The following is a 22,246-nucleotide window of genomic DNA, read 5'->3' on the forward strand; positions in this document are numbered from 1 at the left end:
GGACTGCGCCCGACCGCGCGGGCGGGCTGTGACGGACCGTGCCCCAGGTGCCGGCCGTTTTCGCTGTCACAGTGTGATGGGGCCGAGGTCGGCGGCGGTTTGGGCCAGTGCGCGGAGGGTGGGGACGATCTACGCCGTGGACATCGGCCGACGACCAGCGCGAGTAGCTCTCCCGACCGCTCACACCAGACCCGTGACCAGCAACTTCACGATGCACACCACTCATTGAAACTCCCGACCAAAGTCGCTACGCCGACCTCGGCTGTACCGTCTCCCCTTGCCGCTCCACCAATATGAGCATATGCTCCTAAGTGGAGGGCCTCCCACTTCCCAAGAGGATTCATGCTCCATGGCCACACCCCGATCAGGCGGCCGCCAGTGAGAGGCAAGAAGGCCGTAACGGGGGTGGCGCAGCGGGAGTTGCGGTGGCCGTCGCGATGCAGGCGATCGGTGGGACCGGCCGCCAGCGTGTCGGCCTGAGCCCATGATCCACCGAAGCAGTGCGCAGGGTGCGGCTGTGATCAAAGCAAAGGAACTTCTATGTCTGTCAAGAACAAGGTGCTCGCTGCGGCGGCGATGGTGACCATGGTTGGTGGCCTCAGCACGGTGGGGACGCTTTCCGCGAACGCGGCCACCCCGGAGTGTGGCGACAGCTGCATCAAGATCTACAGTGCCAAGTTCGGCACCTCCGAACAGCCCAACCTGGTCGAGACCGTGTATCGGGGGGTGGCGAGGGTCGGCCAGCCCACCGCGATGCACCCCGTGAGCACGTCCAACCCGGCTGGGGACATCGTCGGCCACCGCAAGGGCCTGGTGTCCGACTTCTACAAGGACGGCCTCGTGTCCGCGGAGGTGAACAAGCACTACGGCAACCTGACTGCGGTGGAGGTCGAGTACGCGCCGCATGGCAAGCGCAGTGGACTGTGTGCGGGCCTGGCTCACACCGCGTACCAGAATGAGGGCCTTACTCTGCAGAAGTGTGGCAAGTCCGGCAGGACCGTCTGGATCATCGACACCGCGGATTCACCTTCGACCGCCCCCCAGGGACACTTCCCGCTGGTCAGCGGCTCGACCACGGACTTCGCCCACCCCTACGCGATGACCTTCACACACAGCGCCGACGGGAACGGCGGTCACCGGACTGCGGTGCCCATGCAGATCCGGGTCGCCAGGCTGATGGGCAACCCGTCCCACGTGCCCGCCGGCCAGCTCTGGGGTGTGACGAAGTAAGAAGCCCTTCCTGCAGCCCCCAGCAGCTCTGCTGTGGCGCCACCCCGCTGGGGCGGCGCCGCAGTCGCGTCCGGCATCCGATGCTCGAGTCGACAGACGGTCGCTGCCCATGCCATGGAAGCCGGCCGGCAGCCCGGCTCGGGCGTTGCCTGGGGTGCATCCTGGCTGTCTCCGCCTTCAAGAGGGGCCGGGGGGCAGCCCCGCGCCGTCGCGGCGCTGCTGGGGGCTTGAAAACTTCGGTGATGATGCGGTCGGCCAGTCGCTCGAGACCCGGGCTGGCCTCGCAGCAGCCGGAGTTGAGCAGGGCGGAGCCGGGCTCAAGAGGGTGTTCGCGGTTTGGCGCGTGCCTTGCCATCACACAAATAAGAGCATATGCTCTCATCTGGCGGTGGATATCTCCCTTGGGCCAAGATTCGCGGACTGCCGGGTCGGTTTTCAGGAAGCGTAGACAACGCCGAACTGGCGACCGTCACCGTTGCGAAAGTGCCCAGAGGCACCGCCGTCATCCCTGGCCCCTCTGGTGGGCCGTCGTTTCACAGGCCGTTCCACATGGATCGCCTTCCCCCGAACCATTTTTGTAACAGCTTCCGTTAGATGTTGGGAGAAAGCTCCGACGTGTATCGATCACTCCTCGTCCTGACCGCTGCACTGTTCGCCATCGGCACCGACAGCTTCGTCATCGCAGGCATCCTGCCGGACGCGGCCCACTCCCTCGGCGTCGGCGTCGGCACCGCGGGATGGCTGATCACCGCCTACGCCTTCTCCTACGCCGTCCTCGGCCCCGTCATGGCAGCACTCACCACGCGCTGGCCGCGCCGCACGCTGTTCCTCACCGGGCTCGGCATCTTCATTGTGGGCAACCTCCTGACGGCACTCGTCCCCGTCTTCGGTGTGGCCCTGGCCTCGCGGGCGGTCGCCGGGCTCGGCGGCGCCATGGTCAGCCCCACCGCCGTCGCCGCGGCCGCCGCGCTCGCACCGCCGGAGCGCCGGGGACGCGCCATCGCCACCGTCATGGCCGGACTCAGCGCCGCGACCGCGCTCGGCTCTCCCATCGGCACCGCGATCGGCAGCCTCACCGGCAACTGGCGCGCCACCATGCTCTTCGTCTCCGCACTCGGCCTGCTCGCCGCCGCGGGAATCGCCCTGCTGCTGCCAAAGATCCCCAGCCCGCCGCTGGTGCCGCTGCGCGCCCGCCTCGCCCCGCTGGGCGACCGCCGCATCGGCATGACACTGCTGACCACCCTGCTCGTCTTCACCGGCCTGTACATCGTCTACGCCTTCATCGCGGAGAGTCTGGACCGTGCCACCGGCGGCAGCGGCACCACCCTCGCGGTCCTGCTGTTCATCTGGGGCGTGGCGTCCACCATCGGAACGCTGGGCTCAGGCGCCCTGGTCGACCGGCTCGGCGCCCGACGCATCATCAACACCGTGATCGTCGTATGCGCCATCGACTTCGCACTGCTGCCCTGGTCAAGCGCGCATTTGGCCACCACCATCGCGGCACTCGTCGCATGGGGAATCTGCGCGTGGGGACTCCTGACCCCGCAGACCCACCGCCTGATCGGTGCTATGCCGACGGCCGCCCCCCTGCTCACCGGCCTCAACACTGCGACGTTCTATGTCGGTGTCTCCATAGCGCCGCTGGTCGGGCAGGCCGGAATCGCATGGCTCGGCGCACACTGGCTCGGCCCCATGGGCGCCGCGCTGATCGCGCTCGGCCTCATCGCAGCGGAAACGGCGCATCTCATCATCCGCCGTCACCACACGGCCACGGCCCACGCACAGTCACTGCCGACTATGGCACCCACAGCCACCGAGACCGCCTGATCACAACAGCCGTTCTCACGACGCGAAGGGAGCCCCGGGGCCTTGCCCCCCGGGGCTCCCTTCGGCCCCATCGGCCCGTGGGACTGGTGGGCTCCCATGGTCAGGTGTCGCGTATTCCGGACGGATGCCAGACCCCGTAACTCTGCGTCACCCACCGAGGTGGGGGGCCTGAGCTCCGTGCTGAACGCGACCGTGAGGCAGGCCATGAGCAGCACCGCGTCGTCGTAGCGCTGCTGAGTGCTTGAAACCTCGGCCAACCGATTGAGATCACCCTTGAGGGGAGCTCTCTTGCCATCACGCATATACGAGCATATGCTCTTATGTGCCGGTTGGCATCTCCCTCGCTCTCCCGGGGAGCCCCTGCCTGATAGCCACTTCTCGGCGGGCTGCTTCTCGGAGCAGCGGCAAATGCCCGCCGACTCACCGAACTTCTTACTTCACTGGAGGCCCTGTGAACCCGCCCCCTGCTCCGTTGCCGCTCGCCAGCGACACCCTCCTGGCCGCACTCAGCGAGGAGGTGGCGGCATTCGAGCAGCTGCTGCGCACCGCCGACACGGGCACTCCAGTCGCCACCTGCGGCGATTGGAACCTGCGCGGCCTGGGCGCCCACCTGGGGCAGGTGTACCGCTTCGCGGCGGTCGTGGTGCGGACCGGGGCGTTGTGCCGGGAGCAATTCGCTCCGGCCGACGCGCAGCAGATCGCCGACTGGTACGCCGAGGGCGCAGCCTCCCTGCTGGCCGCCCTGAGGGAGACCGACCCCGCCGCCTCGACCTGGGCCTTCGGCCGTCCGGACGCAGTTGCGGCGTTCTGGTTCCGTCGCCTGACCATGGAGACGGCGGTTCACCTGCTCGACGCCCAGCTTGCCACCGGCGCCGAGATACACGTCAACCCACTGATCGCAGCCGACGGTGTGGACGAGGTCTTCGCGACGCTCATGCCCATGGTCTGGAGCCGCGGGGAGCCGAAGCTGCTCCCGGCACCGGTGGCGCTGCGCACCACTGACACCGGGCACGGCTGGCTGATCCAGCCGGCCGACATCCCGCAGGTCCGGCCGGTCGACTCCATGCCGCCGGCGGCAACAGTGGCGGCCACCGCCGCTGATCTGCTGCTCACCCTCTGGAAGCGCCGGGCCCCGAAGCCAGAGTGGATCAACGGTGACGTCGCTGCCGCCAACGCCCTGCTGACAGCTTCGCTGACCCTCTGATCACCCCTCAACTCGGATATTGGATTAGTCATCAACGGAGACAACTGATGGTTGCTGGCAATCTTGTTCTCATTTCCGGCGCCAGTGGCGTGGGTCGCACAGCCTTCGAGCATTTGCGCGCGCAGGACGTGCCGGTGCGCTTCCTGGTCCGCAGCGAGGACGAGCGAGCCGCCGAGCTGCGCAGGCTCGGCGCGGAGGTCGTCATCGGCGATCTGACCCGGCCCGAGACCGTCGCGGCCGCGCTGCAGGGCGTCGCGCGGATGTACTTCGCGATGCGCGTGTCGCCCGACCACCTGCTTGCGGCCACCGTGGTGGCCTCCGTCGCGCGAGAGTACGGGCAGCTGGACGCCCTGGTCGACCTGTCCCAGATGACGGTGTCGCAGATGACCGCCACCAGTACCTCGGAGTCGCACCAGCAGCGGCTGCACTGGCTGGCGGAGCAGGTGTTCGACTGGTCGGGCCTGCCGATGGTCCACGTCCGGCCCACGTCGTTCCTGGACAATCCGCTCTTCACCACGCTGGCGGCGCGGACGATCCGGGAGAACGGCACGATCGCCCTGCCGTTCGGCAGCGGGCGCACCTCACCGGTCGCCGTGCACGACGTCGCCCGGGTGGTCGCCACGGTGCTCCAGGACCCGGCTTCGCACATCGGGCAGGTCTACGAATTGACCGGCCCGCGGTCGGTCGACATGAACGAGCTGGCGCAGGAGTTCTCGCACGCGCTGGGCCGACCGGTGTCCTATGTGGATGTGCCGGGGGATCGATGGGAGGCCGAGGTGCTCGCGAAGGTGGGCCTGCCGCCGCACATCGAACGGCACATCACCGTCATGGGGCGGCTCCACCGGGAGAACCGCTACGACCGTACAGCCGACGGCGTCGAGCGCGTGACCGGCACCCCTGCCCAGTCGATCGAGGCGTTCGTGGCCGCACGCAAGGAACTCTACTTGGGCTGAGCAACGCCGGCCGCGGCCAGACCCCCGCCGCAAAACCACCGTTCCCGGGCGGTCTCCATGGCGGCAGGCCCGGCCTCACCGGACACGTCGGTACGCAACCGACCGAGAGCCGTCAACCGCTGCTGAGGAGACAACCATGCAACCGGTACCAGAGGTCTCCAACCCCGCCGAGACAGCGCGCCGCGCCCAGCACGTCAACCGGCACCGACCCCACGAAGGCCGGGATCAGCTCACACCACTGCACGCCCCGAACGTCATCCCTCTGCCAGCCGCCCGGATCCAGCGCCGAAAAGCAGTCGCAGGCCTGATCGAGGAGCGTCGCCCTGTGAGCTGATCAACCGACGGTTGGCGGCCTCCGCATTTGAGACCCCAGCATGAAACCGTTTGGCCGCATCCGTGCGGATCCGCTCGCGAAGCGCTTGCCTTTCAGGCGTCAGTTCACCACCGTACAAATAGTCTTATATAAACGAGTGCCGCAATAATGCCATCTCGTCAATCCCGTCGACACCACGCCCACCAGCACAGTTAGCGTCGATCACATGCGCATCCTCATATTCAACAACCCAATGCCCGGGCACTTTCTGCCATTGCTTCCGCTGGCCCGGGCGTTGCGGAGACAGGGGCACACCGTTGCCTTCGCCACCGCCGCCGGCATGGCTGCTTCGATCGAGCCAGAGGGCTTTGGACTGATTCCCGCGGGGCCGACCGTGGACACAGTCATCGCCGAGGTGGCCCGACGCACCGGCACCAATATCCTGACCAGTCATTCACCAGAACTCGTCGGCGAGTTCTTCGCCGGAGCGCGCGTCGACCTCTCCGTGGACGAGGCTCTTGCCGGGGCGGGCGAATGGGCACCGGATCTGGTCGTATCCGAGCACTGCGATTTCGTGGGGCCGCTCGTTGCCGCGGCACTCAAGCTGCCGTCCGCAGTGATGGCCATCGATCCGGCGCTGGAACCGGAACTTCTGGACGCCATGGCCGCGACGGCGCACTCCCGGTATCTCGATCGCGGTCTGCAGGCGCCGACCCACGCACCCTCCGGCCGCTGGCTGCTGGACCTCTGCCCGCCCAGCCTGCAGCGCGAGGGTGCGCTGCCAGCCCTCGAACGCATCGCGGTAAGGCCGGAACCCCACCAAGGTCCCGAAGGCACGCCGCATGCGCCCCGGGTCCCGGGCACCGGCCGACCCCGGGTACTGGTCAGCTTCAGCACCGCCCCCGGGGCATCACCGGAGCTCGGCCGGGTGCTCCGGTCATTGAGCACCCTCGACATCGACCTGGTGGCCACCACGGGGGGTGGCACGATCGATGGTCTCGGACTGGAGCCGGGACGGGTCGAACTGGTCTCCTTCCTGCCCGCGGCGGAGTTGCTCGACGGCGTGGCGGCCGTGGTGCATCACGGCGGTTCTGGCACCACCTTCGGCACGGCGGCCCGCGGAGTCCCCGCCGTCGTCGTTCCGGGAACGCCCGGGCAGCAGCGCCAGGCGAATCGTCTCCAGGCCGCGGGAGCCGGACTGACCCTGCCGATCGGAGAGCAGGAACCAGAGTCGGTCGCAGCCGCGGTCGGCCGATTGCTCGCCGAGCCCGCGTTCACCACCGCGGCACACCGCCTCCGTGACGAAATAGCAGCGATGCCGTCGGCTTCGGAGGTAGCCGAGCACATCACCGCTGCTGTCTCCGGATAGCTCGACGGCGCTCGGGCCCCGGCGCGGTTGGTGGCGGCCAATGCCATCGGCCAACCGTGCGCCGGGTCCCGCGCTGCCCCGCCCCGGGCCGTACGGTGGCGGACCGCGGCAATTGAGCGCCTGAAATGAACACCGTCCAGTTGGCCGTAGAGGCGCCTCAGGGCGGGAAGCACACTGCGGATCAGTGCGGATGGTCGTGGTCGTGGCCCGGGGGACGTTGGGCCAGGGCGTGGGTGCACGCGGTGACCTCTCCGTCGGACACGGCACACAGGTCCGCGAGCACGTCCTCCAGGGCGGCCAGCCACAGCTGGTAGTAGTTGTAGGGCTCGCCCGGCGCCGGAGCGGTCTCCCAGGCTCACCAGTTGGATGAGCGAAGTGTAGTGAACCTGTGGCAGAGTGCTACGCGCACGCCCGGCGCCCAGGCGACGCCCGCACCCTCCTCGGTCGGGTCTTGCGGTCCGGTCGACCAGCGTCCGCAGGGACGTGCCACGCGGGCTGGCGGCTCCTGTCGTTCAGTACCAGGGCACGAAGGCGATTGGCTCCCAAGGCTGAGCAACGCTCAGGCTCGCTAAGTGGTCGAGTTCGTAAGTCCTTCGGGGGTTGATCACGCTGCCTTGGCGACGGAGGATTCTTCCTGGTGATCGGCGGTATGCCGGTCGAGTCTGGCCAGCAGATTGTCCAGGTCGGAGGTGGTGAACTTCCACTGGAACGGCTGTGCCGTGGCGTTGTAGCGGTCTTCGAAAGATCGGAGCCGATCCCGGACCTGATTGAGGTCCGTGAAGTCGTTGGGCGAGACGACCTTGCGCTGGACGATCGAGAAGAAGATCTCCACCTGGTTCGCCCAGGAGGCGTGGACTGGGGTATGGACCATGACAGCGTTGGGGAAGGCGCGGGTCAGACGGTCGATGGCCTTCTGTCCGCGGTGGGAGGAGCCGTTGTCGACGATCCAGAAGACGCGTTCGGCGCTGGCGTACGGCTCTTGGCTCATGACCTGGGTGACCAGATTCATGAACGGGTTGATGCCGGTGGTGGGTTCGCAGCGGCCGAACACCTTCGCCCGGTGAACGTCGTAGGCGGCCAGGTAGGCCAAGGCGCCGCCGCGTTCGTAGGTGTGGTTGACGCGCATCGCCCGGGCCTGGCCGGGGGCCAGGGTGGGGTGGCAGCGGCAGCGGGCCTGGATGGAGGTCTTCTCGTCCGCAGAGATCACGTACTCGTCCTCGCGCAGTGAAACGCCGTCCCAGGCGCGGGCGTACAGGTCCATGATGCGGCTGGCCTTGGTGCGGAAGTCCGGGTCGCGGATGAAGATCCACGACCTGTGCTGCCAGGGCTTGAGCACGTCGTCCTTGAGCCAGCGCCGCACGGTGGAGGCGGAGACCGATCCGGCGATGGCCCGGGCGACCACCTCGCGGGCCAGTTCCGGACATGACCAGCGCGATAACGGCGTGGCGGTCTCGGCGGGCAGATGGCAGGCCAGGGCCTTGACCTCGGCGACTTGCAGCGCGGTGAACACCGGCGGACGGCCGCTGCGTTCACGGTCGGACAGCCCAGGCAGGCCGTGTTCGGCGAACCGGCTCCGCCAGAGGCGCACCGTGTCCAGGTGCAGGCCCGTCTCTCGGGCGATACGCGCGTTGGAGCGTCCGCGTGCCGCGTGCAGGACGATGTGCGTGCGCATCCGCAGCCGGTACTCGGTCTTGTGGCCGTAGGCCATCTTCTTCAGCCGCTTTCGCTCGGCGGCGGTCAGGGTTATCGGGCGGGCCGGGGCAACGGGCATGCAACGACGGCCGATCGGGAGAAGTGGATCACGACAGCCCGTATCCTGCCGTGCCCCGCCCTGCGGCCCCTCGGGCAGGATGGCTGCCATGCCCACACCCTCGGAGTCCACCCGGCTCTCACTCGAGCAGCGCCTTGGCGAGCATGCCCGCACCACCTGGCCGCAGATCAGGCGGCTGCACGTCCGTCACCGCGGAGCCTTTGCCTACGTGGAGGCGGAACTGGCGGACGGCGAACGGGTCACGCTGATGCGCCTGCGCTACGGCGGAACCGCCAGCAGGTGGGGCTTCGCCCTCTACTACGCCAGCAGCGACCGCTACGAGGACTCCCTCCTGCCCACCGGCGGCTTCGCCGGCACCCCCCAAGACGCCCTCGACTGCGCCTGCCACCTCCACCTCGCCGCACTCGGCACCTGACCAGGCGATACACACAACGTCGGCTCCCGCGTCAACCCCCGAAGGACTTCCGGCACGGACCACTAAGCTTGCGATTTTAGCTTTTGTCGTCACTCTGTGTGTTTACCGGTGGTCGGTTCGCTCTTGCGGTAGGGCGGTCGCTTGGATTTCGGGCGGTTCTTCGAGCCTTTCGGGCGGCCTGGGCCGGGGCGGGTGGGTTTCGGCGAGTCGGCGGGTGTGCCGATGCGTGCGCGGAGTCGGCGGAAGCCGAGGCGGACCTTGTAGGGGCTGAGGGGCTTACCCGGGTCCGGTCTTGGGTGCCAGGGGCGGCGCAGGTCGTCCACGAGGTGGCGGGCGAGGCGTAGTTGGGCGTAGGCGCCCATGGCCAGGGACACCCACCGGTCGGTGGCTGCCGCCGAGCTCAGGTGCGCGCTGGCCAGGCCGAGATAGGACTTGGCGAAGCGGTGGAAGTGCTCCTGGTCGAAGCGCCGCAGGTAGGCCTTCCAGAGCAGGTCCGGGTCGGCCGGAACGGGGCCGGCGTGCCACAGCCACAGGTCCTTGGGTGGCTTGCGGCCGTCGGGCAGGTGGTCGACGACCACTTGCAGGACCGTGCCGCGCACGATCGGCAACTGCTTGTCCCGCGGCCAGTTGGCCCAGCGGCCGGTGCTGCCGAGTTTTTGGTGCAGTCCGCTCCAGGCGCGGACGGTCACGGTGCCGTACAGCTCGGACTCCACGGTGCGTTCGAAGTCGGGGGCGTGTCGTTTGGCGGGGTCGGAACAGGAGAACTCCGCGCCGTGGCGCAGCGGCGCGCCCATCTGGCCCGGTCGCCGGGGCGGGGGGTCGAGGTAGAAGACCCGGGTGGCACGTAGCCGGACCAGCAGTTGCACGTCATGGCCGGCCAGGGCGTGGGTGAGGTCGGTGGCGTAGTTGCCGGCGTCGAGCAGGACCAGCGGCGGCGGGTCGCCGGGCTGCCACTTCCCGGTCGCGGTCAGGTCTTTGAGCAGCCCGGTGATCTGGTCGATCGTGACGTCGGTGTGCTCCTCGCCGGGCCGCAGTCGGCGTGCCTCGATGGGGTCGACCCAGGAGGAGGACCCCCACTGGATGCCGACGAGCAGGCTGTAGGGCCAGCCGGGCAGCCAGCGGTCCCCGCCCTTGCCGCGGACCTGCACCATCGTCCGCTCGTCGGCGTACTCGGCGTCGGGGCGCGCGTGCGGAGTGGTGTCGATCGCGAACATCAGCGGCTCGCCCTCCCTGGCCGGGGCCGACAGGCCGATCAGCAGGTACCGCAAGCGGCTACTGCTTATCTGGCCATGGGCCAGGGCGTCGTAGACAGAGCCGTGTCGTCGGCGGAACTCCGGCTCCAAGGACAGCTCAACCGGTGATCGCACCGGGCCCTGCGCGCAGAGCATCGCGTCCGCCAACTCGAACAGGGCATCCCCGCGGCGGGTGAAGCAGGCATGGAGACCCGCACGGAACCTGGATAACTCGGACAACGCCTCGACGCGGGCAGGGGTGTCTTGCAGACTGTCCATCACGGCCTTCTGGTGCAGCTGGATCTCTGGCGAGAACCCAACATCACCCGAAGGCCGTTCCCATGTCCGGCGAACAGCAGAATCCAAACCTAAACGATCTTCACGTCCTAAAATCGCAAGCTAAGCCAATCAGAGACGCTGCTGCACGGGCGGAGCCGTCTCCTATCGGGCCTGCTCGACGATGTCGGCGATGATGTCGAAGGGGCGGTACTCCTCGAACTGGCGCCGGATCTCCGCTGTGCGTTTCCGGTACCGCGGTTCGTTCAGCAGCTGGTCGACGGCGACGCGGACCGCCGCCGGCTGCGGGCGGGCGGTGCGCAGGTTGATGCCGGTGCCGGACCACTCGACGCGTGCGGCGACCTCGGGCTTGTCCTCGGTCTCACCGCCGACGACGAGCGGGACGCCGTGGCGTAGCGCGGTCTGGACGCCGCCGTAGCCGGCGTTAGTGACCAGAACATCGGCAAGCGGCAGCAGCTGCTCGAAGGGTACGAATCCGGCGAGGCGGGCATTGCCGGGGACGGCGCCGTCCAGCTCCGCTCGAACCGCGGCGGGGCCGTCGGGGCGCGCGGTGGCGGCGACGACGGTGACGTCCGCGTCCGCCAGGGCACGCAGCGTGGGCACGACGAGCTGCGAGAGGTCGCCGTTGTCCAGCGTTCCCTGGGTCACGACCACAACCGGCCGCCCGGAGGACAGGTCGGCCCACCAGTCGGGGAGTTCGAAATCGGCTTCAGGGTCGGCTGGGAGGGGGCCGATGAAGCGGAGCCCCTCGGGTGCGTCGCTGCGGGGGTACTCGAAGGCCGGGACGGTCAGCTGGAGCACCTGGTCGGGGACGGTGGTAAAGACGTTGAAGAGAAAGTCCGGGAGGGGCACCCCAACGGAGGCGAAGACACCGTCCATGTACTGCTGCGCATCGGCGAACATCACCCGCGTCTCGGCGCGCATCTCGGCGTAGCGGGCGCGTTCCTCGTCGGTGGTGGGCGGGAGTAGCCCGGAGCCGAAGGGCGCGGTGTCCACACTCTCGCAGGTGGGCGGGGCTATCCCGATGTGCACCAGGAGCGGGCGCTGGCCCCGTGGGGCGCGCAGGGCCAGTGGCAGCGTGCCGTAGGACATCGGCTCGCTGATCACCACGGTGGCGGGGAACTCGGCGAGCAGTTCCGCAAGGCGCTTGTCGTACACCGGCACCGGGTCGGTGAGGACGTGCTTGATGTCGAAGACCATGCGGTCGAAGGGGGCGAGTTTCGCGCGCTGGGGGAAGGCAGCATCGAGGTCGGCTGCGTCGACCTCGTCGGGATACGGCACGAAGCGGGACCCGGTCCTGCGGACCTGCTCTTCGAACCGGGCGCCGGTGTAGAAGAGCACCTCGTGCCCGCGTGCCGTCAGGTCGGCCGCGATCGCCGCCAGGGGCGTGACATGGCCGTGGAAGGGGGTCGACGTGACAATGATCTTTGCCATGGGCTCAATCCGGGGGTGACGAGCGTCGACCGCAGGCGCTGGCCGTCGAGCGGCCCGCCCGCGATCAACGCAGCGAGGAACGGCAGCCGCGCAGTAGTTGCCGCGGCAAGTAATTTATCAGCCGCGATGCGGTGGGCGTTCAGCGGTCCGACAGGACAAGCGCCAGTTCGGTGTCCAGGTCGAGTTGCTTGGACTCCGACCCGGGCGACACCTCGGAGTAGGCGTTTCGAAGGAAGACTTCTACCTCGTGGGCGGGGACTTCGAGCAAGGCCGACCCCATCGGAGGGCGCAGGGCTATCAGCAGCACTCTGCACTCTGCGCTCTGCGCCGCCGGTTGGCCACATCCGGACATCGCCTTGGCCGACGTGCCTGCTCAGGGCTTGGGCCAGCATGTCACGGCTGAAGACCCACTCCACTGTCCTGCCTTGGTCAACGGGGTAGAAGGCGGCACTGACGGCATAGGGATCGTCGGGCTTGTACCGCACTTCCATGTGCAGGGGCACCAACAGGTCATGTGACACGACGAGCCGTACCGGCAGCTCGTACGTCACGGTTCTCGACGGCTTCATAAGTCTTCAACTCCCAAGGAGAATGCACACGCGGTTCCTGCATGAACGTTTCTGAATTTGCCCGGTCCGCCCGGCCCGGATACGACTGAGGTGAGCGGGCCACCTCACGGCGTCAGCGGCGCCGTCATCCAGGCAGCAGCGTCAGCTCCGAGCCACGGCGAGTTGGTCGACGTACCAGTGGCCGACATCGACCTTGCGTAGCGAAGTCACACCGATCCATTGGCCGCGGTAGTGGACGTACTGGCGGTGCCCGTTCCAGCGGTAGTCGCTGTTGCTGGGCCAGTCGCTGTAGTGAGCGTGGCGGTTGGTGCCCGTGGGCCAGCCAGCGGTATCCCTCAGCTGGCGTCTCGCGCTCCGCCCGTAGCCGTACCCGACCGCGGCATGGCTGTCACGGTCCTCGCCGTTCGGTCCGGGACCATGGGTGAGCCGGCCCGGTCGAGCGGTTCTGGTGCGGGAGGGGTCGATCACCGCCGAAGCCCGCACACGAAGGATCGGACGGCGGGCCAGCCATGACACTGGGGCCAGCGCAGCACATCATTGCGCCCTGATGACGTGCGACGACGCACTCGCACATACTGATGCAGCCCGACGCAGCTGGCGCTGCACCGTTTCTTCCGGCGACAAGCTCAACGTTGCGTCGGGTTCACCGGCTCCGTTTTGCCGTTCTTGGGGTCAGGTGCCGGACGTGTGGTCCTTCCGGATCGGGTCGCCGCCGGCGGCGAGTCTCATGAGCGGTGAGTCGAAGTCGATGTCGGCGGCGGTCTGCTCGGCGCGCGTGGCGTTCCCGCCGAAGCGGTGCTGGTAGCCGGCCCAGGCCCGGTCGGCGATCGCGTTGCCGACTCCGCTGGTCATCAAAGCCGCGAGCTCCGTTGTTGCGCGGTCGATGCGCTCTCCCAGCGCCGGCGCGCTCCAGTCCTCGGGCGCGGCGTAGACGGACGTGGGCACGGTGAGTGCACGCAGGTACGACAGCGTCGGGCGAAGCTGGTCCTCGATGACCAGTGCGTGCCGGGAGCTGCCACCCGTCGCGGCCAGCAAGACTGGTCTCGCGAGGATCAGGTCGGTGTCGAGGACGTCGCAGAACGACTTGAACAGGCCGCTCACGCCGGCGGTGTAGACCGGGGTGGCGGCGATCGCGCCGTCCGCGGCGGCGAGCCCCTTGATCTGCGCCTGGAGGCGCTCGCTGGGGTGCCCAGAGACGATCGCTTGCGCGATGTCGACGGCGAGCGGGCCGAGTTCGATGACGTTGGTCGCGACGGTCCGGCCCTGTTTCTGCAGCGAGTTGACGGTCTTGTGCGCGATGCGGTCGGCAAGCAGGCGGGTCGACGAGGGGTCGCTGATCCCCGCGCTGACGACCACGAGGGAGAGCGTGCTGTGTATGTCGGTCATGGCTCAGCCGACCTGCGGGATGCGGGCGGTGATGGCGGGGTCGCTGTCCTGGTAGGGCGAGGTGCCGGCGACGTTGTCGCCGCGGTTGGGGTTCGGGCGCGGCTGGCGGGGCTGCGCATCGCCGTACTTCGCCTTGACCAGGCTCGCGTGGGTGGGGGCCTCAGGGACGCCGGGCGCGCAAAGCGCGGCCATCTCCTTACGGAGCACGGGCACGACCTCGGTGCCAAGGAGCTCGATCTGCTCGAGGGCGGCGTCGATGGGAAGGCCCATACCGTCAACGTTCCACAGCTGGCGCTGGTAGTCGCCAAAGCGCTCCCGGAAGGTCATGGTCTTGTCGATGACTTCCTGCGGGCTACCGACCGAGAGCGGGGTGGACTTCATGTACTCCTCGAGCGACTGACCGCTGAACATGGGAAAGCCGGTGAAGTAGGGGCGGAACGCCTTGACCGCGTCCTGCGACTTCTTGGCGATGTGAACCTGGCCGCCCAGCCCGACGATCGCCTGCTCCGGAGTTCCGTGCCCATAGTGGGCGTAGCGCTGCCGGTAGAAGTCGACGAGTCGTTCGAAATGCCCGTAGGGGGCGAGGATGTTGTTGGCGAAGAAGCCGTTGCCGTAGTAAGCGGCCTGCTCGGCGATCTCGGGGGTGCGGATCGAGCCGTGCCAGACGAACGGCGGGACGTCGTCGAGCGGTCGCGGGGTCGAGGTGAACCCCTGCAGCGCGGAACGGTAGTTGCCTTCCCAGTCGACGACATCCTCCCGCCAGAGCCGGTGCAGCAGGTTGTAGTTCTCCAGCGCCAACTGCAGGCCGTGGCGGATGTCCTGGCCGAACCACGGGTAGACCGGGACGGTATTGCCGCGCCCGATCACCAGATCGACCCGGCCCTTGGCAAGGTGTTGGAGCATCGCGTACTCCTCGGCGATGCGCACCGGGTCGTTGGTCGTGATGAGGGTGACCGACGTGCTGAGCGTGATCCGCTCGGTCATGGCCGCAATGTGCCCCAGCAGCGTGGTCGGTGAGGAAGGGATGAACGGCGGGTTGTGATGCTCGCCGATGGCGAAGACGTCCAGACCGACCTCCTCCGCGCGCTTGGCGGTGCGCACGACCGAGTCGATGCGCTCCCCCTCGCTGGGAGTGTGGCCGGTGATCGGGTCGCGGGTGACATCGCCGACTCCGAAGATCCCGAATTCCATGGTGGTCCGCCTTTCTGAACGGTGCAGTGGGTGATTCAGGAGTCCACGCCCGCGAGCGAGCCCTGAACCTGTTGAGGCCCGGAGGCGAGCGCCTCCCGGACGCGTGGGGCAACTTCGGCGCCGAAGAGCCGGATGCTTTCCATGAGGTGCGAGCGCGGCATCGGGCCCAAGCCATACTTGAGGTCCAACCGGGTTGCACCCAGCACGCGTATGGTTTTGATGATCTTGCGGGCTACGGTCTCGGGCGCGCCCACATAGAGGGATCCGTATGTGAGTTCGTGCTCATAGAACTGCCGGGTGATGGGCGGGAAGCCACGCTCGTAACGCGCCTGCAGCATGAAGGTCTTGTAGAACGGCCAGTACTGCTGGGCCGCCTGGTCGTCGATCGCCGCGACGTGTCCGGGCGAGTGAATGCCTATCGGCCCCGCGCCGTGACCGAACTGTGCCGCGGACTGTCGGAAGAGCTCGGCATGCCGGGTGAACCGGGCCGGGTTGCCGCCGATGATCGCGAGCATGAGGTTGAAGCCGTACTTCGCCGTCCGGACGATCGACTCGGGGCTGGTGCCGACACCGATCCGTGTCGGCAGCGCCCCGGGGGCGGTATGCGGGAACACCTGGAGCCCGGACAGCGCCGCCCGTGTCGTACCCGACCAGATGACCGGCCACTCTGAGCGCAGCGCGGCGAACAGTTCGAGCTTCTCCTCGAACAGCCGGTCGTAGTCGGCGAGGTCGAAGCCGAGCAACGGGAACGATTCCTTGCTCGACCCGCGGCCGAGGATCACTTCCGCGCGCCCGTTCGAGAGCGCATCGAGCGTCGCGTATCGCTGGAACACGCGAACCGGGTCGTCTGAGCTCAGCACCGTCACCGCCGAGCCCAGCCGGATCTGTGAGGTTCGGGCTGCGACCGCGGTCAGCACCAGATCCGGAGCCACAGCGGCATCTCTTCGACGTGGCGCTCCCCCAGCCCGAAGAAGTCCAGCCCCAAGGCCTCGGCCAGGACGCCCTCGTCGACGAGCGCGCGGGTGTTCTCGGGCTGGTCGAGCGGACGTCCCTCGTCATCCGACGTGATGTCTCCGAAGCTGTCGATCCCGATGACGATCGGGTGCGTCTCGTACGTTTCCACAGCGCACCTCCAAGTAATTGACGTGTCAAGCATAAACAATATACTTGACACGTCAAGCAATGAGGGTAGGTATGGGGACCATGGACAGAAGAACACCGAGCGTCGGGCCCGCCACGCGACGCCTGACGGCAAGGCAACTGACGGTGTGGCGCTCCCTCATGGACGCGATGGAGGAACTGAGCCGGCGACTGACGGCGCAACTCCAGCAGGTCGGCCTCTCCACGGGCGACTATCTGGTGATGCTCGCGCTCAGTGAGGCTGCGGGACACCGTTTACGCTCGTCCGAGCTCGCCGACGCCATCGGCTGGCAGCACAGCCGGCTCTCGCACCACCTTGGCCGCATGGAGCGCCGCGGACTCGTGCGCCGCGAGAAGTGCCCGACCGACAGCCGAGGCGCGGTCGTCACGATCACCGACGAAGGGCTGCGGTCCTTTCGCCTGGCCTCGGCACCGCACTTGCGAGCTGTCAAGTACTACTTCGCCGACGCGCTGACCGAGCACCAGTTCGAAGAGCTCGAAAGCATCCTCACCGCCGTGCGCACCCACCTCGCCGACCTGGGCCAGGAGGCCGACTCCGAACGGAGGTGCTCATGACATCGCGTATCCCGAAGAGCGCCGGCATCCCGACCACAGGGGGCGAGTGCGTCGCCTCCCCTCTTGCGCGCGATCGTCGCTGGCTGATCCAAAGGCCCCGTTGCACCCCGGCCGCCTGCAGCTGCAGCGGCATTGTCACGCTGTTGGGTGTGGTGGTGTCTGACGGTGTTGTCGGGGTGTGGTGGAGCCGGGTTCGAGGACTGTGCTCAGACCGCGGTGGACAGACCGGTGATGCCGGTGATCTGCTCCCAGATCTCGAAGCGGACGGTCATCTCGGCTCGGTAGTGGTGTGCGGTCATCCGGTGGCGGCGGGGCCGGAAGTGGGGTGAGATACCGCTGAACGCGGACAAGAACCGCTGGGCCGCGCCGACGCTGCGGAAGCCCTTCATCACACGTTCACGCTGCCTGGTGGGCTGGTGGCTGTTCTCCGCCCGGTCGTTCAAACCCTTGTGGGCGCGGTGCTCGACGGAGGGCATGACCTCGCGGTGGGCCGCGCCGTAGAAGCGGAGCTTGTCGGTGACGACCACCCGCGGCACCCTACGGGTCTTCCTCAGCAGCATGCGCAAGAAACGCCCGGCCGCGGTCGTGTCCCGGCGATTATGTACGAGGATGTCCAGGACGTTGCCGTCCTGGTCGACGGCCCGCCACAGGTACTTCTGCTCTCCGTTGATCTTGATGAAGACCTCGTCCAGATGCCACGTGTCGCCAGGCCGGGGTCGGCAGCGGCGCAGCGCGTGTGCGTAGGTCTGCCCGAACTTGGTACACCAGCGGCGCACGGTCTCATGGGAGACGGTCCCACGACGCTGGAGCATGAGCTCTTCGACCTCGCGGAAGCTGAGCGGGAAGCGGAAGTACAGCCACACGCAGTGGGACATGACCTCCACCGGGTAGCGGTGCCCCTTGTACGACGGCGACTTGGTCCCCACGGTTGCCCCTCCACCATGATCAACCAGAAGATCATCCCACCCGCTCAGCCAACGTGCCAGCGCCCGCGGGTCTCAGGCGGGGCCAGCCATGCCTCCGACAGCCGGCCCAGCCGCAACAGGTCGGCCAAGTCGGCCGCATCCCGTTCGTCATTCTTCACGGTCGGTAGTTGAAGGCTCCCCTCCCTGAAGGGAGGGGATTCTCCACCCTCCAGGGCTGAGCGGGGATTCACGGCTCAGGCCGCCTCTTGGTCCAGCGGACCAGGAGGTCTTACGCCCTCGACACCGTCCGGGTTCCAACCTGCCCGGACCAGCATCACGCGGGCGGAGTTCTTGTCCCTGGGCGAGACGGCTCCGCACACGGTGCAGGCATAGGTTCTCATCGAGAGAGGTAGTGCGTGCTTGGTTCTCGCTCCGCACTGCGCGCAGTCCATCGTGGTGTGCGCCGGGTGCACGAGGCGGACGTCCCGTGCGTGCTTGCGCCCCATCTCGACCAGAGCGCGTTTGGTGGCGGCGATGGCGGCATCGGCCGCCTTGCGGGCCATCGTGGTTTTCGCGAGGAACTTCGGGCGGAAGTCCTCCACCGCCACCCCGTCATGATCACGCATCACGGACTTGGCCCACTTGCGGCCGGTGTCCTCCCGCTGCCGCGCGACCTTCTTGTGCAGCTTCGCGGCCTGTGCCTGCGCCTTCCGGTAGCCCTTGGATGCGGGCCGGCCCTTCGGACGCCGGCGCCGGGCCATCATCCGCTGGTAGCGGGCGAGCCCCTGCGCGGCCCGCTTGCCGTGCTCGGCATGCGGGAGATCGTAGGCGCCATCCGTGGCGGTAGCGGTCTCCTTCACACCCCAGTCCACCCCGAGCACCCGCCCCGTGAGGGCAAGCGGTTCGCTCTGCGCGGGGGCGACGAAGGACACATACCAGTGCCCGAGCGTGTCCTGGTACACGCGCACACTCGACGGGTCGACCGGAAGAGCCCGCGACCACACCACGCTCAGCACGATCTGGCCCGCAAGGTGCAGACGACCGTCCTTCAGACGGAAACCCCGCTTCGTGTAGTTCAGGCTCGGCCTGGCCTCCCGCTTCCGCTTGAAGCGGGGCATCCCCGCCCGGCGGTGCTGCGCAAGCCCGTCCTTGACGTCCTTCAACGCCTTCGCCCGCGACTTGGCGAAGTCCCCAATCACCTGCTGCTGCGGCACCGAGGCACCCTCGGCCAGCCACGGCATCACCCGACGCGCCTCGGTCAGCATCCTGTCCAACTGCGCCGGACCACACGTCAGCTTCTCGCCGGACCCCTTGGCTCGCTGGTGGACCTGCTTGGACTTGGCCACGCATTCATTCCAGAGCCACCGGCAGCGCTCCCACTCCGCTTCAAGTGCGCGCCGCGCGGTAGCCGACAGGCGCACACGGAAGGAGTACCGGGCATGCCCCGCCCCCTCCGTGCTCGCGTCTGTCGTCATGCATCCGAACCTACCCGGGAGGACTGACACTTGAGACCTCTTGATCACCACGGGCTCGCTCACCTCGTCGCGGGTGGACGGTCCTTCGCCCTGGAGGCGAAACCCCTATTTCCTGTCCTGCTCCGCAGGAGACCGATTCCTCCCCCGCCTGAAGGCCGGGGCATCCTCGGAGGAACCCGGTGAACGCCTTTACCCCCAGCGGGTGCGCCAGGTGGACCTCGACCCCTGCCTCGGCCAGCGCGTCGGCGGCCCAGTACCAGCCGAGCGTGGCCTCCAGGACCACCTTGGCCTCGGGGCCGCCTTAGCGATCTCCCTCTTCAGCCGGGCCGGATCGTTGTTGAAACAGACCATCCTGCCCAACTGCTGCCCGTCCTGCGACATGCGCACCAGGACCGAACGCCGCCGGTGCAGGTCCACCCTGTTCCAGCTGGAGGAGTCCGCGAACGCGCCGTGTACCAGCACCACCGTGGGCTTCTTCTGGCAACGGTTGGTACTCGGCTTTGGCGGCGCTCGCCGGACCCGCGGTGGCTATCAGCATGAGCGCCGCCACGCCGACGAGGGCGCCGAGCACGGTGACGGGCTTGGGGCTGGAACGGAGACAGCCCTGAGGGCGCCGGTCGATCCCGGCCTCCCGCAAGATTTCCCAGACCGTGCAGGCGGCGACCTTCACGCTCAGAACGAGCAGTTCGCCGTGCACCCTCCGGCAGCCCCACGTGGGACTTTCCCGTGCCAGGCGCAGCACCAGGGCCCGGACGAAGTGGACGGTCCGCGATCTGCCCGGACGCATGGGCCGGGAGACAGCCGCGTGGCGGCGCCCGATCAGGTCGCGATGCCAACGCAACAGCGTGTCCGGACGCACCAGCAGGCGCAGCCCGCGCAACACGTCCATCGGGAGGCGGGGAGCAGGGCTGCCAGAAGGGCCCGGTCGCTTGGGGTGAACCGCACCCTGCCCTTACCGAGTTGACGCTCCAGCACCGTGAGTTGGTGACGCAGGGCCAGGATTTCTGCATCCTTCTCTGGATCGCTCATTGGCAGCAGGCGCAGCAGGGCGAACGCGTTCGACACGGTCAGGTAGGCGAGTCGCAGCAACACGGTCGATCATCACGCCGCGGCGGCCGACAGCGCGCGAGGGCGTCGGCTCTGAGCAACCGCCGTCGAGATCCCATACACCCCGCACATCGGCTCCGACCGAGCTGGATGGGTTTTCGACAAGGGCAAGGTCACGGGACGTCGAGAACTCCATGATCTTAGAAGCCCGTGCCTGTCACGCTCCCAGGGCTCCGCCAGCTGGCACATCGCCACGAACTGGACGCCACCCGACTTCACCGAAGCCCTGGACCCGGAGTACGTTCGCACCGGTCTTCCGTAATTATGTCAGAAGCAGATATCAATCATGGATCAATTGGGTGTTGGACGGATCGCCGCGTGTGCCCTAGCTTCTGAAATATCACCTCGCTCTCGTACTCACCGGAAATGTTTCCGTCGAGATCCATTGAAACCCCCATGACGCAGGGACAGATGTCGTTCAGCGACATAGGAAGGTCCGTGCGGGATTACGCCCGTTCGTAAGGCACGACCATATCCGCACAATGGCACCGCTGCTTCGGATCGATGCAGGCCAAGGTGCACAATGCCCGATTCCCGGGGGCATCGTCGACATAAACAAGACCGTGCTTTCGGATCTGGTCGTAGCGGCCGGAAGGGCGGGGCACTCGCCACCGACCCCCCGCCGATGTCCGCTGGGCTGGCCAAGGCCCGATACCTACCGCAGAGGACGGCATGGACACCGCAAGATTCGAGACCCTGATCGATTCCGTCCGCCGCCTCATCCGGCAGGATGTCGTGCCGCGTGAGGCCGAGATCGAGGAGAAGGACGAAGTTCCCACCGACATACGCGACAAGGCTCTCGGGATGGGTCTGTTCGGCTACGCCCTTCCTGAGGAATATGGTGGACTGGGCCTGAACACCGTCGAAGACGTGCGCTTGGCGATCGAATTCGGGTACACCACGATGGCGTTCCGGTCGATGTTCGCCACCAACGTCGGTCTGGCCGGCAAGGTTCTGGTCAATGCTGGGACCGAGGACCAGAAACGCACCTGGCTCCCCCGGTTGGCCAAGGGCGCCATCGCGTCGTTCGCGCTGTCCGAACCGGAGGCCGGGTCGGACCCCTCGGGCATGAAGACCCGCGCTGTGCGCAGCGATGACGGCGGCTTCGTGATCAGCGGTGCCAAGCGCTTCATCACCAACGCTCCGGTCGCCGACGTTTTCGTGGTCTTCGCGCGGACGGGAACCGGTGCCAGGCCCGCAGACGGAATCTCTTGCTTCCTCGTCGAGGCGGGCACTGCCGGTCTCTCCGTCGGTCCGAGGGATGGGAAAACGGGGCAGGCTGGGTCCTTGTCGAGCGCGGTCTACTTCGACGAGGTGAAGGTTCCGCGCAGCGCGCTTGTCGGGGACGCCGAAGGGGTCGGCTTCACGACGGCGATGCGGAGCCTCGCAATGGGCCGCCTGAACGTGGCCGCTCTGAGTGTCGGAATGACACAGCGACTGCTCGAAGAGTCCGTCGCGCATGCGAAGAACAACAGGCAGGGCGGTCACGTGATCGGAGAGTTCCAACTGGTACAGGCGATGCTCGCCGAGACCAAGACCGAACTCGACGCGGGCCGCGAACTGGTGCTCGCCGCCGCCCGTCGGTACCAGTCCGCCACGGACATCAAGATCGGTCCATCCACCGCAAAATTGTTCTGCACCGAAGCCGCCGTGCGGGCAGCCGATCGCGCAGTGCAGATCCATGGCGGGTTGGGTTACATGCGGGCGACGCCCGTGGAGCGGCTCTCCCGCGATGTGCGGGTGCTACCGATCTACGAGGGGACCAGCGAAATCCAGAAACTCATCATCGGCCGGGCACTGCTGCGCGCGGACGGGCAATGAGGAGTCGAGTGGCGCGGACGGCGCCTTCGAG

General features: G+C 67.6%; 21 protein-coding genes and 1 pseudogene. 9 read left to right on the forward strand and 13 right to left on the reverse strand.

Annotated elements, in window-relative coordinates; genetic code table 11:
* Positions 1–540 precede the first annotated feature (540 nt).
* The 6 genes from ACQEXA_RS61440 (at position 541) to ACQEXA_RS61465 (ending at position 6,896) form a co-directional block, all read left to right on the forward strand.
* Positions 541–1,230: a hypothetical protein gene (locus tag ACQEXA_RS61440; RefSeq protein ID WP_433135325.1), complete on the forward strand. Its 690-nt coding sequence runs from the start codon at positions 541–543 to the stop codon at positions 1,228–1,230.
* Between the two features lie 615 nt (positions 1,231–1,845).
* A complete protein-coding gene (locus ACQEXA_RS61445) occupies positions 1,846–3,057 on the forward strand; it encodes an MFS transporter (RefSeq protein WP_433135327.1) in 1,212 nt (403 codons plus the stop codon).
* Between the two features lie 451 nt (positions 3,058–3,508).
* A complete protein-coding gene (locus tag ACQEXA_RS61450) occupies positions 3,509–4,261 on the forward strand; it encodes a maleylpyruvate isomerase family mycothiol-dependent enzyme (protein WP_432942118.1) in 753 nt (250 codons plus the stop codon).
* Positions 4,262–4,308: 47 nt separating this feature from the next.
* Positions 4,309–5,214 carry an NmrA family NAD(P)-binding protein gene (locus ACQEXA_RS61455; protein WP_432942121.1) on the forward strand — a complete coding sequence of 302 codons (906 nt, stop codon included), beginning with the start codon at positions 4,309–4,311 and terminating at the stop codon, positions 5,212–5,214.
* A 136-nt stretch (positions 5,215–5,350) separates the two neighbouring features.
* The gene (locus ACQEXA_RS61460; protein ID WP_433135328.1) at positions 5,351–5,548 is read left to right on the forward strand and encodes a hypothetical protein; all 198 of its coding nucleotides are present in this window, start codon (positions 5,351–5,353) and stop codon (positions 5,546–5,548) included.
* 205 nt (positions 5,549–5,753) lie between these two features.
* Entirely contained in the window at positions 5,754–6,896 is a 1,143-nt protein-coding gene (locus ACQEXA_RS61465) for a glycosyltransferase (protein ID WP_433135329.1), read from the forward strand.
* A gap of 604 nt (positions 6,897–7,500) precedes the next feature.
* Here the strand turns inward: ACQEXA_RS61465 and ACQEXA_RS61470 are convergent.
* Entirely contained in the window at positions 7,501–8,667 is a 1,167-nt protein-coding gene (locus ACQEXA_RS61470; protein WP_433135330.1) for an IS630 family transposase, read from the reverse strand.
* 88 nt (positions 8,668–8,755) lie between these two features.
* On the opposite strand from ACQEXA_RS61470, the gene ACQEXA_RS61475 reads away from it, so the two are divergent.
* Complete coding sequence (locus ACQEXA_RS61475) at positions 8,756–9,082, forward strand: PH domain-containing protein (RefSeq protein WP_432920489.1); 327 nt, start codon at positions 8,756–8,758, stop codon at positions 9,080–9,082.
* An 89-nt stretch (positions 9,083–9,171) separates the two neighbouring features.
* On the opposite strand, the gene ACQEXA_RS61480 is transcribed toward ACQEXA_RS61475, so the two are convergent.
* The 9 genes and pseudogenes from ACQEXA_RS61480 to ACQEXA_RS61520 form a co-directional block, all read right to left on the reverse strand.
* Positions 9,172–10,593, reverse strand: coding sequence for a transposase (locus ACQEXA_RS61480; protein WP_433135331.1), 1,422 nt, complete (start codon positions 10,591–10,593; stop codon positions 9,172–9,174).
* 162 nt (positions 10,594–10,755) lie between these two features.
* Entirely contained in the window at positions 10,756–12,045 is a 1,290-nt protein-coding gene (locus tag ACQEXA_RS61485) for a glycosyltransferase (RefSeq protein WP_432942130.1), read from the reverse strand.
* A 139-nt stretch (positions 12,046–12,184) separates the two neighbouring features.
* Positions 12,185–12,397: an SsgA family sporulation/cell division regulator gene (locus tag ACQEXA_RS61490; protein WP_433135332.1), complete on the reverse strand. Its 213-nt coding sequence runs from the start codon at positions 12,395–12,397 to the stop codon at positions 12,185–12,187.
* Positions 12,357–12,614, reverse strand: a pseudogene (locus tag ACQEXA_RS61495) (SsgA family sporulation/cell division regulator); the annotation flags it as partial. The pseudogene ACQEXA_RS61495 and the gene ACQEXA_RS61490, both read right to left, overlap by 41 nt.
* A gap of 141 nt (positions 12,615–12,755) precedes the next feature.
* On the reverse strand, positions 12,756–13,097 hold the full coding sequence (locus tag ACQEXA_RS61500) for a hypothetical protein (protein WP_432942136.1): 342 nt from the start codon (positions 13,095–13,097) through the stop codon (positions 12,756–12,758).
* 189 nt (positions 13,098–13,286) lie between these two features.
* Positions 13,287–14,000: a CE1759 family FMN reductase gene (locus ACQEXA_RS61505; protein WP_432942139.1), complete on the reverse strand. Its 714-nt coding sequence runs from the start codon at positions 13,998–14,000 to the stop codon at positions 13,287–13,289.
* Between the two features lie 3 nt (positions 14,001–14,003).
* Positions 14,004–15,191 carry a CE1758 family FMN-dependent luciferase-like monooxygenase gene (locus ACQEXA_RS61510; protein WP_432942142.1) on the reverse strand — a complete coding sequence of 396 codons (1,188 nt, stop codon included), beginning with the start codon at positions 15,189–15,191 and terminating at the stop codon, positions 14,004–14,006.
* A gap of 35 nt (positions 15,192–15,226) precedes the next feature.
* Positions 15,227–16,108, reverse strand: coding sequence for an LLM class flavin-dependent oxidoreductase (locus tag ACQEXA_RS61515; RefSeq protein WP_433135333.1), 882 nt, complete (start codon positions 16,106–16,108; stop codon positions 15,227–15,229).
* Positions 16,102–16,314 (reverse strand): hypothetical protein, encoded by a 213-nt coding sequence (locus tag ACQEXA_RS61520; RefSeq protein ID WP_433135334.1) that lies wholly within the window; start codon positions 16,312–16,314, stop codon positions 16,102–16,104. The genes ACQEXA_RS61515 and ACQEXA_RS61520 overlap by 7 nt, the downstream gene beginning before the upstream one ends.
* An 80-nt stretch (positions 16,315–16,394) precedes the next feature.
* Here ACQEXA_RS61520 and ACQEXA_RS61525 point away from each other — a divergent pair, with 80 nt between their 5' ends.
* On the forward strand, positions 16,395–16,907 hold the full coding sequence (locus ACQEXA_RS61525; protein WP_433135335.1) for a MarR family winged helix-turn-helix transcriptional regulator: 513 nt from the start codon (positions 16,395–16,397) through the stop codon (positions 16,905–16,907).
* A 206-nt stretch (positions 16,908–17,113) separates the two neighbouring features.
* Here the strand turns inward: ACQEXA_RS61525 and ACQEXA_RS61530 are convergent, their stop codons facing one another.
* The 3 genes from ACQEXA_RS61530 to ACQEXA_RS61540 all read right to left on the reverse strand — a co-directional run bounded on the left by ACQEXA_RS61530 (position 17,114) and on the right by ACQEXA_RS61540 (position 20,176).
* Positions 17,114–17,782, reverse strand: a complete 669-nt coding sequence (locus ACQEXA_RS61530) for an IS6 family transposase (RefSeq protein ID WP_433135540.1) — start codon at positions 17,780–17,782, stop codon at positions 17,114–17,116.
* A 284-nt stretch (positions 17,783–18,066) separates the two neighbouring features.
* Positions 18,067–19,287, reverse strand: coding sequence for an RNA-guided endonuclease InsQ/TnpB family protein (locus ACQEXA_RS61535; protein ID WP_433135336.1), 1,221 nt, complete (start codon positions 19,285–19,287; stop codon positions 18,067–18,069).
* A gap of 301 nt (positions 19,288–19,588) precedes the next feature.
* Positions 19,589–20,176: a hypothetical protein gene (locus ACQEXA_RS61540; RefSeq protein ID WP_433135338.1), complete on the reverse strand. Its 588-nt coding sequence runs from the start codon at positions 20,174–20,176 to the stop codon at positions 19,589–19,591.
* A gap of 890 nt (positions 20,177–21,066) precedes the next feature.
* On the opposite strand from ACQEXA_RS61540, the gene ACQEXA_RS61545 reads away from it, so the two are divergent.
* Complete coding sequence (locus ACQEXA_RS61545; RefSeq protein ID WP_433135339.1) at positions 21,067–22,215, forward strand: acyl-CoA dehydrogenase family protein; 1,149 nt, start codon at positions 21,067–21,069, stop codon at positions 22,213–22,215.
* Positions 22,216–22,246: the final 31 nt, after the last annotated feature.

The organism is Streptomyces sp. CA-106110 (assembly GCF_050936285.1).
Lineage (GTDB): Bacteria > Actinomycetota > Actinomycetes > Streptomycetales > Streptomycetaceae > Streptomyces.

Coding starts and splice junctions, on each gene's coding strand:
- ACQEXA_RS61530 (WP_433135540.1), bottom strand. CDS start 17,782: ATGTCCCACTGCGTGTGGCTGTACTTCCGCTTCCCGCTCAGCTTCCGC.
- ACQEXA_RS61510 (WP_432942142.1), bottom strand. CDS start 15,191: ATGGAATTCGGGATCTTCGGAGTCGGCGATGTCACCCGCGACCCGATC.
- ACQEXA_RS61480 (WP_433135331.1), bottom strand. CDS start 10,593: ATGGACAGTCTGCAAGACACCCCTGCCCGCGTCGAGGCGTTGTCCGAG.
- ACQEXA_RS61485 (WP_432942130.1), bottom strand. CDS start 12,045: ATGGCAAAGATCATTGTCACGTCGACCCCCTTCCACGGCCATGTCACG.
- ACQEXA_RS61545 (WP_433135339.1), top strand. CDS start 21,067: ATGGACACCGCAAGATTCGAGACCCTGATCGATTCCGTCCGCCGCCTC.
- ACQEXA_RS61535 (WP_433135336.1), bottom strand. CDS start 19,287: ATGACGACAGACGCGAGCACGGAGGGGGCGGGGCATGCCCGGTACTCC.
- ACQEXA_RS61460 (WP_433135328.1), top strand. CDS start 5,351: ATGCAACCGGTACCAGAGGTCTCCAACCCCGCCGAGACAGCGCGCCGC.
- ACQEXA_RS61470 (WP_433135330.1), bottom strand. CDS start 8,667: ATGCCCGTTGCCCCGGCCCGCCCGATAACCCTGACCGCCGCCGAGCGA.
- ACQEXA_RS61505 (WP_432942139.1), bottom strand. CDS start 14,000: ATGACCGACATACACAGCACGCTCTCCCTCGTGGTCGTCAGCGCGGGG.
- ACQEXA_RS61540 (WP_433135338.1), bottom strand. CDS start 20,176: ATGGACGTGTTGCGCGGGCTGCGCCTGCTGGTGCGTCCGGACACGCTG.
- ACQEXA_RS61465 (WP_433135329.1), top strand. CDS start 5,754: ATGCGCATCCTCATATTCAACAACCCAATGCCCGGGCACTTTCTGCCA.
- ACQEXA_RS61475 (WP_432920489.1), top strand. CDS start 8,756: ATGCCCACACCCTCGGAGTCCACCCGGCTCTCACTCGAGCAGCGCCTT.
- ACQEXA_RS61455 (WP_432942121.1), top strand. CDS start 4,309: ATGGTTGCTGGCAATCTTGTTCTCATTTCCGGCGCCAGTGGCGTGGGT.
- ACQEXA_RS61440 (WP_433135325.1), top strand. CDS start 541: ATGTCTGTCAAGAACAAGGTGCTCGCTGCGGCGGCGATGGTGACCATG.
- ACQEXA_RS61490 (WP_433135332.1), bottom strand. CDS start 12,397: ATGTCCGGATGTGGCCAACCGGCGGCGCAGAGCGCAGAGTGCAGAGTG.
- ACQEXA_RS61525 (WP_433135335.1), top strand. CDS start 16,395: ATGGACAGAAGAACACCGAGCGTCGGGCCCGCCACGCGACGCCTGACG.